Below are 15,726 nucleotides of genomic sequence, written 5' to 3'. Positions count from 1 at the left end.
ATAAAATTTAGTAATTTAACAAATATAAAAGCTGGAGTTTATATTATGATGCTTAGCTATATTTTTCGTTGAGATAAGTTTGAGCATCAAGAGCTGCTCTGCATCCCATTCCTGCTGCAGAAATTGCTTGACGATACATGTTGTCGACAACATCTCCAGCAGCAAAAACGCCTTCAACAGAAGTGCGAGTAGTTGCGCCATCAACAACAATCGTTCCATCTTCATTAAGCTTTAATTGGCCGTTTAAGAACTTTGTTGCAGGAGTGTGACCAATTGCCACAAACAATCCGGCTGACTCAACTTCTTGAGTTTCTCCCGTAATAACATTGCGAACAGTAAGTGAAGTAGCTTCTACATCGTTGCCGTGCACTTCATCTACAACACTATTTGTAATAAATTTGATTTTTTCGTTCTCTTTTGCTCTGTCAACCATAATCTTTGAAGCGCGGAACTCATTTCTGCGGTGGATTAAAGTAACAGAAGAACCAAATCGCGTGAGGAATAATGCTTCTTCAAAAGCAGAATCTCCCCCACCAACTACAGTAATTGGTTTTCCTCGGAAGAAGAAGCCGTCGCAAGTTGCACAATAAGATACACCTCTGCCGGAGTACTCGAGTTCTCCCGGAACACCCAATTTGCGCACTTGCGAACCCGTAGAGACAATAACTGCGTCGGACCCATAAGTTATACCGTCATCGGTAGTAACGAGCTTTACAGCGCTCTTAAAGTCTACAGAAGTGACATCGTTCAACAATACTTCTGCGCCAAACTTTTCAGCTTGTTTTTGCATAGATTCCATTAAGTCAGGGCCTAAAATACCTTCTGGGAATCCTGGATAATTCTCTACTTCCGTTGTGTTCATCAATTGACCGCCTGGAGTAAGAGCTCCAGCAATAACAAGTGGTTTGTACCCAGCGCGACCCAAATATATTGCAGCAGTGTATCCTGCAGGTCCGGATCCAATTATGATAACTTTTCGAAGTTTATTTTCCATTACTTATTTCCTTAAAAGCACTTATTATAAGAGATTCAGTACAGTTTTACAGAATTGATGTACAAACTGTTCTTAGGCATGCTATCTTTTGGAACCCATAGCATGAAATCTTGAGATTTTACAATCTTCTTAAGTTTTACATCTGTTGTTCCACTTTCGTCGAATGTAAATTCTGCTACTTGAGTTCCCTTAGTTGGATCATCTTTAGTATCTGCCAACAAATATGCATGACCTCCAGAGGAACGTATCGAAACAACGAAGCGATACACAGTTTGTGGTTCGGTTAAGTGAATATAGTATCCATATCCAGCTTGATTAGCCGGGAAGCTTAAGAATTGATAACGATCAGCTTCGTAAGCAACGTTATTAGTAGGAATTTTAGGCTTAGGCACAGGTTTTACTTGCTTACGACCCATATTTTTCTTAGCAGGTTGTTTTTCTTGAGGAAGAATACCTTGGCTGCCAAACGGAACATTTTCTAGACTAGTGCTATCCCATGAGCCGTTGTTTCCGAAGCTATCTGTGCTTTCATGATTTCCAAATAAACCATGTAATGCCAAAGCTAATCCAGCTACAAGGAGTAACGAAACAGCACCGATAGCAATAACTTTGGTTGAAAGACCCCACCAAATTTTAGCATCTGCAATAGTGTTGTTATTTTGTGTATTCTGCTTTTGTTTGTGCAAAGTAGCAGCTTGTTCCAGAGGCTGGAAGCTTGGCGGCAAAGAAGGTGCTCCATTTTCTTGGATATCGTCGTTTTGGTCACTGTTTATTTCGTCTCTAAGTGCTCTTGCTGATTCCTCTCCAGGAGCTACAAATCTTCCGTGAGAATCAACAACAGGAACGCGACCAGTAGATTCGCCTTCTGAAGTTAAGTTTTGTGGTCTTGACATTAATTCTGTGTGCTGATTATTTTCAGTAAGAAGATGCCCAAAATCAAAACTACTAACTACGCCTGTTTCGTTAATAGTATTTTTGGAAGTTTGATTTCTTGTATTTTCAGCGTGATCAAAAATATTTTTAGACGTAGCAGTATCAGGAAAATGTTTATATGAAGCAGACAATGTTGGGAAAAGAGCATCGTCTGTATCAAGTTCTGTAGGAGCGAGAATGCTAGCCATTTCTGCTGCTGCAATATCATGAAAATCTATATCTGTATTAGTGTTAGTTTCGTCACTAAAACTATTGTTACCAATGCCTTCAGAATCTGAGTTAGTGTTGCTTCTTTTAAGAAGAGATCCTAATGTTCTCCCAGCATTTTTGAAACTATTACTTAATTTAGCGGATCCATTTGTATTGTTTGAAATAGTGTTGGCTGAATTAGTTGAAGAAAAATCGTTAGAATCCTGATTATTTCTTTGCATTAATTGTGCATCAAATTCTTCTTCACTTTGTGAAAGACCTTCAGGCAAAGGTAATATAAAATCATCTTTTGCTTCGCGAAGTCGAACATTGCTAATAGAAGCAGCACTTGTTTTACCATCAAGCACAATATCTTTTGTTGTGAGCTTCGATAAAGGCGTATATGAACCTAATAATGCTACTAATTCTGCAATAGACGCCATAGGTATTACGTTGTTATTTTTATTTGGAGCTAGGCTTCTTGTGCAAATCATCCTAAATTCTGAAGGAGTATTATCTGGCAGAAGAGACGCATCAAAACGAGCTTGTATTCGAGAAGAAGTTTTAGTAATCAAAGTGTATAACAATGACGCAAGTTGCTTAGTTGCAATATGTTCAACATTTTGCCTTGGAATTTGATCATCATCTTTTTGAGTCACATCTTCCAAAAGAGGACTTACTGGAGTATCTGCTAACTCAATTCCTGAAGAACTTATGCGAACAGTGTCACTAGAAACAGCGTGGTGAGTGATATTGCTAGCAAGTAATCTGCTTAAAGCTTGTGCAGTTTCTGCAACAATAGTTCTTATTGCTTCGTAGCTTAAAGGTGCTTTTTTAAGAGCCAAATAATCATTGATAGTAATACCGCGATCTAAAGCTGTAACAATAATTGCAACAGAATCATGATGCCGTAATTGAAGTACTTGCGTAAACTTGCGGCTATGCGATAAAGCCAAGGTTGATGCAATTGTATTTACTTGCGGCAAAAAACGTGAATCTCGTACAATAAAAAGCTGGCAATCCTGCGTAAGTATGCGGTCATTGGCTTGCCATACTTGCAAGCCTGCTTCGTTGCGCAAAAGCGATACTAATACGTATCGATTTAGTACAATATCTCCTAACCGAGGTTCCATTTGTTCCTCATCTTCCTACGCATGTGCAATAAGTAACTTAACATTTTTTACTAACACATAATTGTACTGGTGAGCCGTCATGTTATGTACAGCATTTTGCTGTTATTGAAATAATTTCCCAAATAATCACATATTTTAAGGAAAAGCTCAATATGAAACTACGCTCTTAGAAGTTTTTGCTGTTAGAAGAATCATGATATTTTGCATCGGATTGTATTCTACGCGGAATTCTAAGATTTTTCTGTTCGTGCTGTGATTGACTTTTTGCAGTTTCTTCAAAAATTTTAGCAAGAGGAGCAAGAGCAGGAATCTTTTGGGCAAGCTTACTAATTATTGGAGCAGACAAATCTACAAGTTCTCTGGTCCTCAAAAGTAAGAGTGCTGACAGATAAACAACAGCAATAATAATTGTTGTTATTGCGCAAATAAGTATTGCGTATACCCACCTTAATACTCCATGCATATGTGGGGAATTGAAGTTTAAAACATGCAATAGCGGTTTACTCACTAAGAAACCAACAACAATAGATACTATTGAAGCWRTNWMTWATWYWYATMTGCGTAATTATAAGATTTCGATCATCTAAGTCATTGTTGAAACGATTTCGAAGCATATGAACAAGTGATGGGAAAGTCAAGAAGTAGCTTATTGAAACTGATGAGCCTAAAGCTGTAACCCAATAAGTAGGTGACAGTACATTAATGCAACCGATAAAAGCGAAAAGCTCAGTAAAAAGTTGCGCTGCTGCGAAAATAAAAGGACTTTTACCGTCTTCAAAAGCAAAGAATGTGCGTTGAATAATCAAATAGCTACTAGTTAAAGGCAAGCCAAAAGCTAGCATCATTAGAGGTGCGGACATAAGGTTTGCTTCTTGAACACTTATTGATGGTATTAAAGCTAACGAAATAGGTGTTGGAATAACAATAAAAATGACTGTAAAGAAGCACATAATTATGCTTACATGCCTGAGTGCTTCACTTAAGTCATTGCGCGCGCTATGTAAATCGTGAGATGCAATAGAGCGTGAAATTTTAGGGAAAATTGCTGTTGCAACAGATACTGCAACTAAAGAGTATGGCAATAGGAACATTGTGTAAGCGTTTTGATAAGTAGCATTACCTGCTACTTCAAACTGATCTAATCCTAAACGTTTTTCAGCAACAAATGGGACGCTTGTTGTTATATGCGTAGTAATCATTACAACTATTTGTGTAACAATAACAATGCCCATGCTCCATGCAGCAACAGGGCCCATTGATCTTAAACCGATATCTCGTATACCAAAACTTGGCTTGTAGTGTATTCCGCATTTTATAAGAGGTAGGAATAACACTAAAGCTTGTGCTGCTACGCCGATAGTCCAGAATCCTGCAGTGAGCAAAAGAGTATTGCCATTCCAAAAACTTAGTGGCATCCTATTTGCTTTACCAAAGATGATGATAAAAACGCCAAAGCCTAGGCAACTAATAATATTTGCTGCAACTGAACTCCACGCGTACATGGCAAAATGCTCTTTTGCTGCCAAAACTTGCCCAAGTACTGTATAAATACCGTAAAAGAAAATTTGAGGCATGCACCATAAAGTAAATGAACAAGTTAATGTTTGCATTTCGGCGCTTCCGCCGGCGTATAGCATAGTGAGCACAGGCGTTGCTATAGACATAAGAACTGTTAGCGCGAGAAGCAGAAGAATTGCAAATGTAATAAGTTTATTTAAGCGTTCCTCGGCATTTTTCTTTTCGAGAGTGCGAACAATTTGCGGTACTAATACAGCGTTGAAAATTCCACCTGAAACAAGCGTATATATTAGCTGTGGAATCATAGATCCAGCTTGATATGCGTTTGCTGCCAAACCTGTTGTTCCAAGGGCTGCTGCTAATAAGATAGTACGTATTTGACCTGTAATGCGTGATGCGGCTGTTCCGCTAGCCATAATTACAGAATTTCGACCTACTGAACTCATTCGTCTGGATCCTTCTTACGGTGGAATTGCCTCCAAAGGCCAAGAAGACCAAGAATGAAAGCAAATACTATAATAATCGTACCGCTTTTATCACTAATTTGCAGTGTACTAGTAATAAGTGTGCTCTGTTCTTTTGCAAATACGCGATGCTGATTGTCTTCAAGCACAAAAGTAGCTTTTGTGTGAATTGATGTAGTAATTCTCAACGGTAAAGTTACTTGAGTTTCGCTATTAGCTGGAATTTTTACTAAAGTTTTACGGCGTGTAACAATTTCCATAGCATGAGTATTTGCAGATAAATACACTTGCACAGGGTAAGAGTATGTGTTGCTTATCGTAATAGGCATGCTTGCTGTTTCGCTTACGGCAGTAATATCATGCGGTGGGATTATGCGAATGCCATTCATCAGTGTATTTGCAAAAGTCTTAGCAGTATTTTTACTTATACAAGACTTGTTATTTTTCTTGCTGTGTGCAGTAGTTTTAGCTGAATTTTGCTGCTTGATTGTATTATTGGTAAATTCATGCAACGAAATATCGTCGTATAAGCGTAATAGATACTTTTCTAAGTCTTTTATGCTAATAAGTTTTTTTGTTTTGGCTGTTTGCTTTGCAAGTGCTTGAGCGTCACCTTCAGTATTATGAGGATGCTTAGCGGCACTATAGTCGAGAATATTCTTAGTAAAACGTAAAACGTCTTTCCTTGAATGTGACAAATCGTTTAGGCAAGAGCGTCTTGTTTTAGTAATATTCGCGCTTATAGAGCTGTTGCGAGATATTTCACGCATTATGGAATTTTTCTTCCAGTCAGGCAAGGCATTTTGCTTCGTATTTGCCATTGTTTGCAAGTCGCTTAACGACAGCCAAGGAGATTGTTCTAATGCGTTCATAACAGCATCAATATTTGAATTAGATGCATTATTCGAAAAAGTAATAAGAATATGCCTATCAACATACGGCTGTTCCATTTGGTAGAACGCGCTTTGTGCCACTAAACGATTAATGCGCCCAGCCTGAGTTCGTTCGCTTGTTGCGTTATCGCTTGTAGGCTTTCCATTTGCTAGAAGAGTAAGCACTGATTGAGGTGACAAAACTCGCACATTCCCTGCAGGCGTATCTATATCGTATATGCCATTTCTAACAGCAAACTGTGAAGCATTATTGTCAAATTCGTCTGTTGCAATAACAGTTTCATATCCATTACGTTTTGCTTGCTCTAGTGCATGAATAGTCCACTTGCCATATGTTTGCCATGCATAAGCTTTATTTAAATTATGATTAGCTGAGTCGGTTTGTTTTGAATTATTTGCTTTAGTAATATTTTTCTGCGATTGCGAATTTTTTGCAGACCATTTTTCTTTAGTAATTCCTGCCGATTTATACAAATCGTCATTATTGTCATCTGCATAAGCACTGATATCAAAACCAGATTGTTGCATATAAGCGCTTGGTTTGAGTGTTAAATGCGATGCTTGTATTGTGCTTAAATCTGCGATTGTTTGTAATTTTGAGTGTTTATTTGCTAAATCAGCTTTCCCAATAATGTTGTGAATACTATCTTTGTCGGCTCTAAGTAGCGTTTCTAAATGATCGCTAGGCTGAATGTTATTAGTTTTAAAATTGCGTAAATCGTTTTGTGTACGAATTAATATTGGCATAAGCGCAGTAAGTTTCATCGCTGGTAAGCTAGCTGAGTGCATGCCAATATTTGCTCTTGTCAAAAAAGAATGTATCGATTTGTATTTTGAATAATTTTGTGAGAAATACGTAATTTTTAGTGGTTTTGGACCCCAATTCAGGATGGAACGTAATTCTTGTTTATCTGCGGGTATGTTAAAGCTAAGAGTGCACGTGTGACCGGAAGCTAAACTTGGAGTTTTTACGGAATCTAAAATTTGAGGAGTTGGTATAAGAGATTCCTCTTGCGACCAATTTTGCACGTCCGTGCGCGAAACAAAAGTGTAATTGGAATTTATAGAAAGTTGTAAAGTGCCTTCTGGAAGTGCCGTTTTTACGGCTTTTAGTGTTGCAGTAAGGTGGTATCCGCTTTTATCTGTTACTACAGGCGTTGCTTGAGTTATATCTATTTCAATGCCCTTGCTATGCGGATTCTCATACGTAGATTGTTTTTTATTTTGCCTTGTAGAAGTTTTGTCAGATAAATCTGCTTTTTTCGTGTTTGCATATGCATAATTTACTAATCCTGCATATTTTGCTGTTGGAAAAGCAAAAATCGTTGCAAATACTACGAATAATATAAAAATAAAACGTGCAGAAATTAAGCAAGTCTGTAACGTAATTCGTAATAAAGAAAATACGTATGAAAGTGATTTCTGCTTTAGAGCAGTAGACGCATTTGTGGTCTGATGTTTACGCGTGAGTTTCTTCACTGTTAGACCGCCTATGTGCTTTTTTGGCATAAAGCCATGCAATTTTACGTTCATTTGGATAGCTTAATATTGCATTAAGTTCTTTAAAATTCACCCATATCGCATCTTCTGCTTCGTGATCAGGATCTCCTAATACAGATAAGTCGCCACTTACATAACGTAACGCAAAATGGTGCACTAGCTTGTGTACTCTATGCGTTGTGCCTGTAAACCAATAGTCGATTGTGGCAATCGAATCTACTACTTCGCCAACTATACCCGTTTCCTCATGAATTTCGCGAACTGCTGTTTCTTGAGGTGTTTCACCTTTTTCTATATGTCCTTTTGGTAGACACCATTCAAGGTGTCCGCTTCTCGAATGACGAGCAATAATTGCGACACGCCCAAGAGAGTCAAATACTAAACCGCCTGCGGAATATTCTCGAATAATTGGCAAGTCTTGCGCATCTAAAGAAGCAAAAGTTGTAGGAGTATCTGCCTGTCTACGTGGTGGCATAAGTGCTGGAGATACGCCTGAGAAAGAAGATGTTTTTTGAAGATTATCTTCCGGCGATTCTGAGTCTTGCGCAGTGCTGTTATCCTTAGAAAACAGCGGAATATCAACAACATTTTGTTCTTCACAACTGTCTTGCTGGCAAGACTTTTTTCTATGCATTTTAGCTAAATCAAGTGGCGTAATAACAGGAGCAGCTTGATTTTGGGCATGATTATCCGCAAGCTTGGCGAGCGTACGTCGTAAGTCTGCAGGAGTAATCATATAGTCAACATTACTCAATCCGCTGTGCATTGGGGTAACGGTATGCTGGAATATAGATTGATTTTTGCTGAAAGGGTGTCGGTAAGGGTGACTGAGAACTTCGAAGTTTGGCCTGAAGCTATAGAGTTGGGGCGACTTTTTGCTGAGCGTCATTATGAACTTGCATTAGTTGGTGGTCCTGTGAGAGATATGCTACTGCATCGCGTGTCGCATGATCTTGATTTTTGTACATCAGCTCGACCTGAAGAGTTTGAACATATTTTGCGTCGCTGGGGACATGATGGTTTTTGGGATATGGGTCGTAAATTTGGCACGTTGGGAGCTATGCGTCGGCGTGCTGATGGTACAGAAGTAAAAGTTGAAATTACTACATATCGTTCTGATGTGTACGATCCAGATTCTCGTAAACCTGAAGTGCAATATGGCGATACTTTAGAAGGTGATCTTTCTAGGCGTGATTTTACTGTCAACGCAATGGCGTTGCGCGTGCCAGATTTAGAGTTTGTGGATCCTTTTGGCGGTGCTAGTGATTTAGCTAAAGGCGTGTTGCGAACCCCGGTTGATCCTCGTCAATCTTTTGATGACGATCCTTTGCGTATGATGCGTGCAATTCGTTTTGTTGCGCAACTTGGGTTTAGTATCGAAGCAAATACTGCTGAAGCGATTGTAGACATGGCAGATAGGTTAGATATTGTTTCTGCTGAAAGAATTCGCGACGAAATTACTAAAATGTTACTTTCGGACAGACCTCGTAAAGGATTAGAAGCTCTTGTTGAATCTGGTATAGCTCAGCGTGTTCTTCCGGAAATTCCAGCTTTACAGCTTGAAATTGACGAGCATCATCGTCATAAGGACGTTTTTGAACACACAATGATGGTTCTTGAGCGCGCTATAGCTTTGGAAACAGATCAAGAAGGTCCAGTGCCGTCTCCAGATTTAACATTGCGCCTAGCTGCTTTATTGCATGACATTGGGAAGCCAAAAACTCGAAAATTTGAAGATGGAGGGAAAGTTAGTTTCCACCACCATGATGTTGTTGGCGCAAAAATGACTCGTAAACGTTTGAAAGCACTGCATTTTGATCATCATCTTATCGACGATGTTACTGAATTAGTGAATTTGCATTTGCGTTTTCATGGGTATGTTGATGAACCGTGGACTGATTCTGCAGTTCGTCGTTACGTAAAAGATTCAGGCCATCTGTATGAGCGGTTGAATCGACTTACTAGAGCAGATGCAACCACTCAGAATCGTCGCAAATCGTTAATGTTTGAGCATGCGATGGACGAGATGGAAGAGCGCGTAAAAGAGCTTAAAAAGCAGGAAGATTTTAACGCTATTAGACCTGATGTAGACGGTAATGAAATAATGCAATTATTGCATTTGCAACCAGGTCCAATAGTTGGTGAGGCTTATAAGCATATGCTTGATTACCGTCTCGATAATGGTCCGGTAGACCATGATATTGCTGTAGAAGAATTACAGCGATGGTATGAGGAAACGTACAAAAAGTAAAAGTTTCTTCACTTAAATAAAAGAGTAGCAGTAAAATATTTTATACTGCTACTCTTTTTTATCTAACTTCCTTATGCTGATCTGCCTTAGGAATGTTTTTCATAAGGTCAGCTCTTATACATCCTTGCACTTCATGTATTGCTGCGCCTGCTGCTGGAACATCTACTTTAGGGCGAAGATTATTAAAAGTAGAGCCAAGCACAATATCGACGAGCTTATCTTTTCTATCATCCATTCGCATAATTGCATCGGTAAAATTAGCGTTTACTGTATAAGCTTCATTAATAGCGTTTTTTCCAAAGTAAATGATTGTTCGTTTAATATTACTTGATTTGTTATTGTTAACCTCTGTTAAGTTAAATCCACGAGCGTTTAAAGCTTCGCCAACAGCGCGAGCAAAACCGCGGAACTTTGTGCCGTTTAGAACTCTGATTGCTACAGCTCTATTATCTACGTAAGGGGCTTTGGCTCCTTCTTTTCCTATTATTGCGCATGGAGCTGGAACACCATAATTTGGGTTATCTTTTGGAGCACGCACAGAATTTATACCAAAAGCGTGGAATTGCACAAGTAAAGCAAATATAAAGGTGACGCCTAGGCCTACGCCCACTGTGGTGAGTACAGATCTTTTTCTTTGATACATGAAAGCTTTACGAGCAATACGTTCGTCGTATTCTTGCGTCATGTTCACTTCCGATCTGTGGTTTGTAACTTTGTTAGCAGCAAGTTTACACAAGCTGCAGAATATACGTAATATTTCATTGCGTAATATTTTATTTTGCATATTTATTCAACGAATAAATATGCGTTTTATTTATAGTTGACAATCTTTGCATGCGCGATACAAAGCAATAAATTCATCGCAAGTAAGCGTCTCGCCGCGTCTAGTTGGGTCAATTCCAGAATTTTTATATGCTTCTTCTGGAACTTGATTTTTAAGAGCTGCGTGCAATGTCTTACGTCGTTGCTGGAAGGCTGCATCAATGAAAGCGAATACTCCCTCACGCTCATTGTTGTCACCTTTGCTTGTGCAATCGCGAGTAAAAGAAACTAATGCTGAATCAACGTTTGGTGCTGGCCAAAACACATTATGACCGATAAGCCCTGCGCGTTGGGCTTTGCCGTACCACGCCAACTTAACACTTGGTGTGCCATATACTTTATTCCCAGGTTGTGCGCATAAACGATCTGCTACCTCTTTTTGAACCATAACTAGAAAATTCTGTAAGTTGCTAAATTTTTCTAGCAAAGTAAGAATAATAGGCGTCGCAACATTGTATGGCAGGTTTGCAACAAGAGTAAATTTTTTAGCCTGTGCAATTTGTGGAACATCATCGGCATTTACTGTTAAAGCATCTTTTAGAATGACATTAAACTTTTGCATTGCTTTAGGCATAAATTCTTCTACAGTATGCGGCAATCGTCGAGCTAGCGGAGGGTCTATTTCTACTGCAGTAAGCTGTGCTCCTGTTTGCAATATTGCAAGAGTAAGAGAACCAAGACCAGGCCCTACCTCCATAACGATATCGCCAGATTTAACGCCAGCTGCCGCTACTATTTTTCGCACTGTACCAGGATCAATAACGAAATTTTGACCAAACTTTTTGGTAGGAGTAATGCCTTCCTCGGCAGCAATACGTCTAATATCTGCTGCACCTAAAAGCTGACCTTCATTTTCAATGCTGATTTCTGTCAAAGTTTTACCATCCAAATTTCGTAACAATTAATCTGTTGCACCAAAGTGCGTTAAAACACGCTGCTGCCTTTTAATACCAGCCAATTTCGCGCGAATGCTTTACTGCTCCACTAGGTGTTTTATATTTGCCCTTAATGTAACTTAGACCCCAGCTAATTTGTATTGCGGCATCTTCATGCCAATTAGCTCCTGCGCTGCTCATTTTATTTCCAGGAAGAGCTTGAGGAATGCCATAAGCGTGTGAGCTAGGATTTTCTGCGTTCCATCTCCATCCAGATTCCTTATTCCATAACCATAAAAGATCTTCCCATTCTTTACCGGTCCAACCCATTTGCGCAGCCGCGCCCTGAGCAAATAGTTTAGCTTGTTCTGGAGTAGCATGTACAAGGCTATCGGGATTAGAGCTTGGAGCGGGTGCAGGTGGATTAGCTGCAGGTGCGGGGGCAGCAGATGCGGTTTGTTGTTGAGTTTGTGATGTTTGCGCACCATTGTTACCATTCTGGTCTTTGCTTTGAGCCTGATTTTGCGTTTTCTGATTTTGTTGAGTTTGCTGTTGGCTGTTTTTCTTCTCCTGTTTTGCAGGCTGCTCAGTATTCTGCTTTTTGTGTTGAGAGTTTGTTTGTTGTTTGGATTGTTTTGACTTTTGTGTATTTGTATTATTTTTGTGAATTGGTGCGGGAGCAGCCTTACCTACAGCAATAACTTGATTAACTGCAGGCTTTACCAAATTTTGCGAAACTAGAGTTGCGCTTTCTGCTTTGCCATCTACGTATGTAACGTTATAAACATCTTCCCGCTCACCATTCACGCCAACTTGTTGTACAACGCGAGAATTTGCTGGAAGTTTAGGATCTACTACAGTTTGTGTGGCAAAAGGTAATGAAACCGTACGAGTTTCTTTGCCATGAGTAACTCGAGAAACACGTAAAACAGTATTTCCATCATCTTCTTCTACGCTTACGCGATCTTCCTTGCCGAGCACTATACCTTGAGAATCAAGAATTGCGCTCGCAGGTAAGTCTCCATTTTGCACAACGCGTGTTTTCCCGTCAGCGATAACGCTAATTGGACCTTTTTTATTAATCGATAAGCCGCAAGTTAGTTTATCGTAAATATTTTGCAAATTTACTGTAATTCGTGAAGCGTTCTTAGCATTAGCTTTAAAAAAGCCGATTAATTGATCGACACTAGTTGCAACAGTCCAGAACGGTATAGTTACTCCATCTACAGTGATAGAAGTTTGATAAGCACTGCGAACTGTTACAGTAGAATGATTTGTGAGAATATCTCCAGAAGAAGAAATAATTTGATCGTGAGTTTTTACTGGCACGTGTTGTTCTTCCAATAAACGTATTGGATTTGTTGAATAAGTGCTTACAATACGCGTTTTTCCATTTACGATCATTGCAACAGATTTTTTAGCTGTAAATATAAACAAGCTTGTTGCTGTGAGTGATATAGATAAAACGCAGGCGATTATTCTTGCACGACGCATCACTATTAATCGTCTAGGCGTCCATCGACGTGCCATACAATCACTCCCTTCGCAATAATGCTAACTTTTCTATTATACCTTCAGTTTGGCATTCAAAATCGAATGCAAAACAAAATAAAAGTGGGGGCGGGAGAGAAGGGGATATTCCCGCCCCCTATGAGGTGGAGCTGGTTGGGGGACGCTCCACTCTCACCTCGGAAACCCTGAGTTGGGGGAAGGTTCCCGAGTTCTTACTCGCGAAAAGTTTTTTGTTATAAAGATGATCATGTGCGCAGATATAGATTTGTCATTTTCATAATACGCCATAATTGGCACTGTATATGAAAAATAGAAATCTTTTCTATTTTTGAATAGTTAATTAGCCACTATCCCCTCTGCTTTAATCATTTCACGTCATTATATGTGATACGAAAGATAACAAAACTATAGTTCTGGAATATGTGAACAAAAAATAAGAAATACTCACGAAACGAGTGGAATAAAAATGGAGCCTCCTGCCGGGATCGAACCGGCGACCTGCCGCTTACAAGGCGGCCGCTCTGGCCATCTGAGCTAAGGAGGCGATGTTTTCTCGTTAGCATAACAAATCATGCTAAGTAGAACAATTGATTAGTGTACCATATGCCACGTCATTACAAAATTACGGCGATGTTGAATATAGAAACGGCGTGTTTTTTGTTGTTTATATTTGTGTATTTGGCAATATAAGGCATTAACATAATGCAGTATGGAAGATACAAGCATGTTCGATTTGCAGCCAGGAAATAATGTAGGCGGATACACGCTTATTTCTAGGCTTGGCGGCGGCGCAATGGGGTCAGTTTGGCGCGTTAATGACGATGGCGGCAATCAATATGCTATGAAAATATTACGTGCTTCTGTTCGTACAAAACAGAGTGAAGATGAGGATTCTGAGCAGGAACGTGCTCGAATGCGTTTAAAACGTGAAGCTTTGGCTTTGCAGAGGATTCATCATCCAGGTGTTTGCGCGATAGTGGATATGGAATTAGATGCTTCAATCGCTTTTATTGTGACAGAATTGATTGAAGGACATAATTTGCGCGAAGACGTGGATGAGAATGGGCCCTATATTGCAGATGATTTAGAGCGTCTTGCGCATAAGCTTATTGAAGCTGTTAAGGCAGTTCATGAAGCCGGTATTGTTCATCGCGATATTAAACCAACTAATGTAATGATTTCTGCTACTGGACCAGTATTAGTAGATTTTGGTATTGCGATGGGTGAAGGTGAAAGCCATGTTACTCGCACGGGATTAGTGATGGGCACTCCTGGTTTTATTGCTCCAGAAATTATTGAAGGCGGAGATTCAGATGAACTTACAGATTGGTGGTCTGTTGCTGCTGTGCTTGCATTTGCGGCTACCGGTAAGCCTGTTTTTGGCACAAAGCCTATGATGGCGGTTTTGGAGCGTGCTGCCTCAGGCAATGCAGATTTAACTGGGTTGCCTCCTAGAACAATGGCTGCTTTTCGTAAGGCGTTGAATCCGATTCGAGAACAGCGTTGCATGCTATCTGATTTAGAAAATGCAATTAGTCAAGATGCTATGGATCCTTTAGCCTGGCCGGAGGTGAACCGCCCTTTTGACCGTAATGCCACTAACATAACTATGCGTAAAATGTGGCGTGAAACGAGTCGTGAAACAAAAGAAAAAACTGCTATACTAACAAATTCTCGTACCTGCGATGCAGCTGGTACAGCTGGCATAACAAATCTTAACTCTGATGGAGAAACGCCAACCGTAACTGTTCGTTCTACTACTGTTATGCCGCATTCATTAGATAGTGAAGACGATAAAACATTTTGTGTAGATGAAAAAACACGAATTAATGCGTTAAACGATGTCGATTTACAGCATATACAGAACGACAATTCAAACAATTCACGTATTGCACAATCTTCAAAACTTATTCATGCTTCTAATAACGTTTTTGATAATGACAATATTGAAAATGAAGCAGGCGATTCCCTTCATGTTAAAAGTGATGAAGTGCCTTCTGTTGATCATACTCTTAATCAACATGATTATGTGCGTAAAGGAACATGGATACTGCTGATTTGTATAATTCTTCATTTAGCCATTGCTTGCTTAAGCATTCTCGATTCTATTGGTTTTGCGATGGTTTTTATGTGGATTAGTGCAACATCCGGCTACAGTATTTCATCAAGCTTGCGAAGATGGCAACTTAACGATGGAATAATTCCTCGTCATGATTCTGTAGTGCGTATTGCAACTTTGCCATGGCATATTATTCGAGGATTCGTCTACATGCTTCCACGAGTTATAGCTATTGTGATTTCTGGAGGTATTGGAGCTGTTATATATCCATTTCTCTGTGGTGATAATCCTGAATTACTTTCTATAGATGTTGGATCCTTGCGTATTCTTTTGCCAGCTTACTCACCTAATATTTTTTCAAATACTGCATTTGGATATACTCTAGGATTTATTGTTGCATGGGTTGTTTTTGCTGTAGTTAAATGGACTACAAAATTCCGTTTAGGATTAGGTGCGTTATTTTATTCTGGAAAATCATTTGAAAAATAAAAATAGTACGATACGTAATGTGTATTTTCCGTTGATGCCATCTACTAAACTGTGGTGAGGTTATTATTTCATTAGCAAGAATGCTGCTAGGAAC

General features: G+C 39.4%; 9 protein-coding genes, 1 tRNA gene and 1 pseudogene. 2 read left to right on the top strand and 9 right to left on the bottom strand.

Annotation, left to right across the window (positions count from 1 at the left end; genetic code table 11):
* Positions 1-52: 52 nt before the first annotated feature.
* From trxB to A5294_RS01945, 5 genes and pseudogenes are all read right to left on the bottom strand, one after another.
* The gene (gene trxB, locus A5294_RS01965) at positions 53-994 is read right to left on the bottom strand and encodes a thioredoxin-disulfide reductase (protein ID WP_064340308.1); all 942 of its coding nucleotides are present in this window, start codon (positions 992-994) and stop codon (positions 53-55) included.
* Positions 995-1,029: 35 nt separating this feature from the next.
* Positions 1,030-3,249, bottom strand: a complete 2,220-nt coding sequence (locus tag A5294_RS01960; protein ID WP_004105807.1) for a hypothetical protein — start codon at positions 3,247-3,249, stop codon at positions 1,030-1,032.
* A 166-nt stretch (positions 3,250-3,415) separates the two neighbouring features.
* A pseudogene (murJ, locus tag A5294_RS01955) lies at positions 3,416-5,213 on the bottom strand (murein biosynthesis integral membrane protein MurJ).
* Positions 5,210-7,603: a DUF6049 family protein gene (locus A5294_RS01950; protein WP_004119618.1), complete on the bottom strand. Its 2,394-nt coding sequence runs from the start codon at positions 7,601-7,603 to the stop codon at positions 5,210-5,212. The pseudogene murJ and the gene A5294_RS01950 overlap by 4 nt, the downstream one beginning before the upstream one ends.
* On the bottom strand, positions 7,584-8,360 hold the full coding sequence (locus A5294_RS01945) for an NUDIX hydrolase (RefSeq protein ID WP_064340307.1): 777 nt from the start codon (positions 8,358-8,360) through the stop codon (positions 7,584-7,586). The genes A5294_RS01950 and A5294_RS01945 overlap by 20 nt, the downstream gene beginning before the upstream one ends.
* Positions 8,361-8,402: 42 nt before the next feature.
* On the opposite strand from A5294_RS01945, the gene A5294_RS01940 reads away from it, so the two are divergent.
* On the top strand, positions 8,403-9,875 hold the full coding sequence (locus A5294_RS01940) for a CCA tRNA nucleotidyltransferase (RefSeq protein WP_064340310.1): 1,473 nt from the start codon (positions 8,403-8,405) through the stop codon (positions 9,873-9,875).
* Between the two features lie 58 nt (positions 9,876-9,933).
* On the opposite strand, the gene A5294_RS01935 is transcribed toward A5294_RS01940, so the two are convergent.
* The 4 genes from A5294_RS01935 to A5294_RS01915 form a co-directional block, all read right to left on the bottom strand.
* Positions 9,934-10,560, bottom strand: coding sequence for a LytR C-terminal domain-containing protein (locus tag A5294_RS01935; protein WP_004105817.1), 627 nt, complete (start codon positions 10,558-10,560; stop codon positions 9,934-9,936).
* A 129-nt stretch (positions 10,561-10,689) separates the two neighbouring features.
* Positions 10,690-11,586, bottom strand: a complete 897-nt coding sequence (rsmA, locus tag A5294_RS01930; RefSeq protein ID WP_064340306.1) for a 16S rRNA (adenine(1518)-N(6)/adenine(1519)-N(6))-dimethyltransferase RsmA — start codon at positions 11,584-11,586, stop codon at positions 10,690-10,692.
* 55 nt (positions 11,587-11,641) lie between these two features.
* On the bottom strand, positions 11,642-13,102 hold the full coding sequence (locus A5294_RS01925) for a G5 domain-containing protein (RefSeq protein WP_004119612.1): 1,461 nt from the start codon (positions 13,100-13,102) through the stop codon (positions 11,642-11,644).
* 449 nt (positions 13,103-13,551) lie between these two features.
* Positions 13,552-13,628 (bottom strand) — tRNA-Thr (locus tag A5294_RS01915).
* Between the two features lie 165 nt (positions 13,629-13,793).
* On the opposite strand from A5294_RS01915, the gene A5294_RS01910 reads away from it, so the two are divergent.
* Entirely contained in the window at positions 13,794-15,632 is a 1,839-nt protein-coding gene (locus tag A5294_RS01910) for a serine/threonine-protein kinase (protein WP_004119604.1), read from the top strand.
* Positions 15,633-15,726: the final 94 nt, after the last annotated feature.

Origin of the sequence: Gardnerella sp. 30-4 (genome assembly GCF_001641215.1) — a bacterium.
GTDB classification, from domain to species: Bacteria; Actinomycetota; Actinomycetes; order Actinomycetales; family Bifidobacteriaceae; genus Bifidobacterium; species Bifidobacterium leopoldii.
Note: the sequence above shows the minus strand (reverse complement) of the source record. Positions and strands in the feature narration are given on the sequence as shown.

Coding starts and splice junctions, on each gene's coding strand:
- A5294_RS01940 (WP_064340310.1), top strand. CDS start 8,403: ATGCTGGAATATAGATTGATTTTTGCTGAAAGGGTGTCGGTAAGGGTG.
- trxB (WP_064340308.1), bottom strand. CDS start 994: ATGGAAAATAAACTTCGAAAAGTTATCATAATTGGATCCGGACCTGCA.
- A5294_RS01925 (WP_004119612.1), bottom strand. CDS start 13,102: ATGGCACGTCGATGGACGCCTAGACGATTAATAGTGATGCGTCGTGCA.
- A5294_RS01960 (WP_004105807.1), bottom strand. CDS start 3,249: ATGGAACCTCGGTTAGGAGATATTGTACTAAATCGATACGTATTAGTA.
- A5294_RS01945 (WP_064340307.1), bottom strand. CDS start 8,360: ATGATTACTCCTGCAGACTTACGACGTACGCTCGCCAAGCTTGCGGAT.
- A5294_RS01935 (WP_004105817.1), bottom strand. CDS start 10,560: ATGACGCAAGAATACGACGAACGTATTGCTCGTAAAGCTTTCATGTAT.
- A5294_RS01910 (WP_004119604.1), top strand. CDS start 13,794: ATGGAAGATACAAGCATGTTCGATTTGCAGCCAGGAAATAATGTAGGC.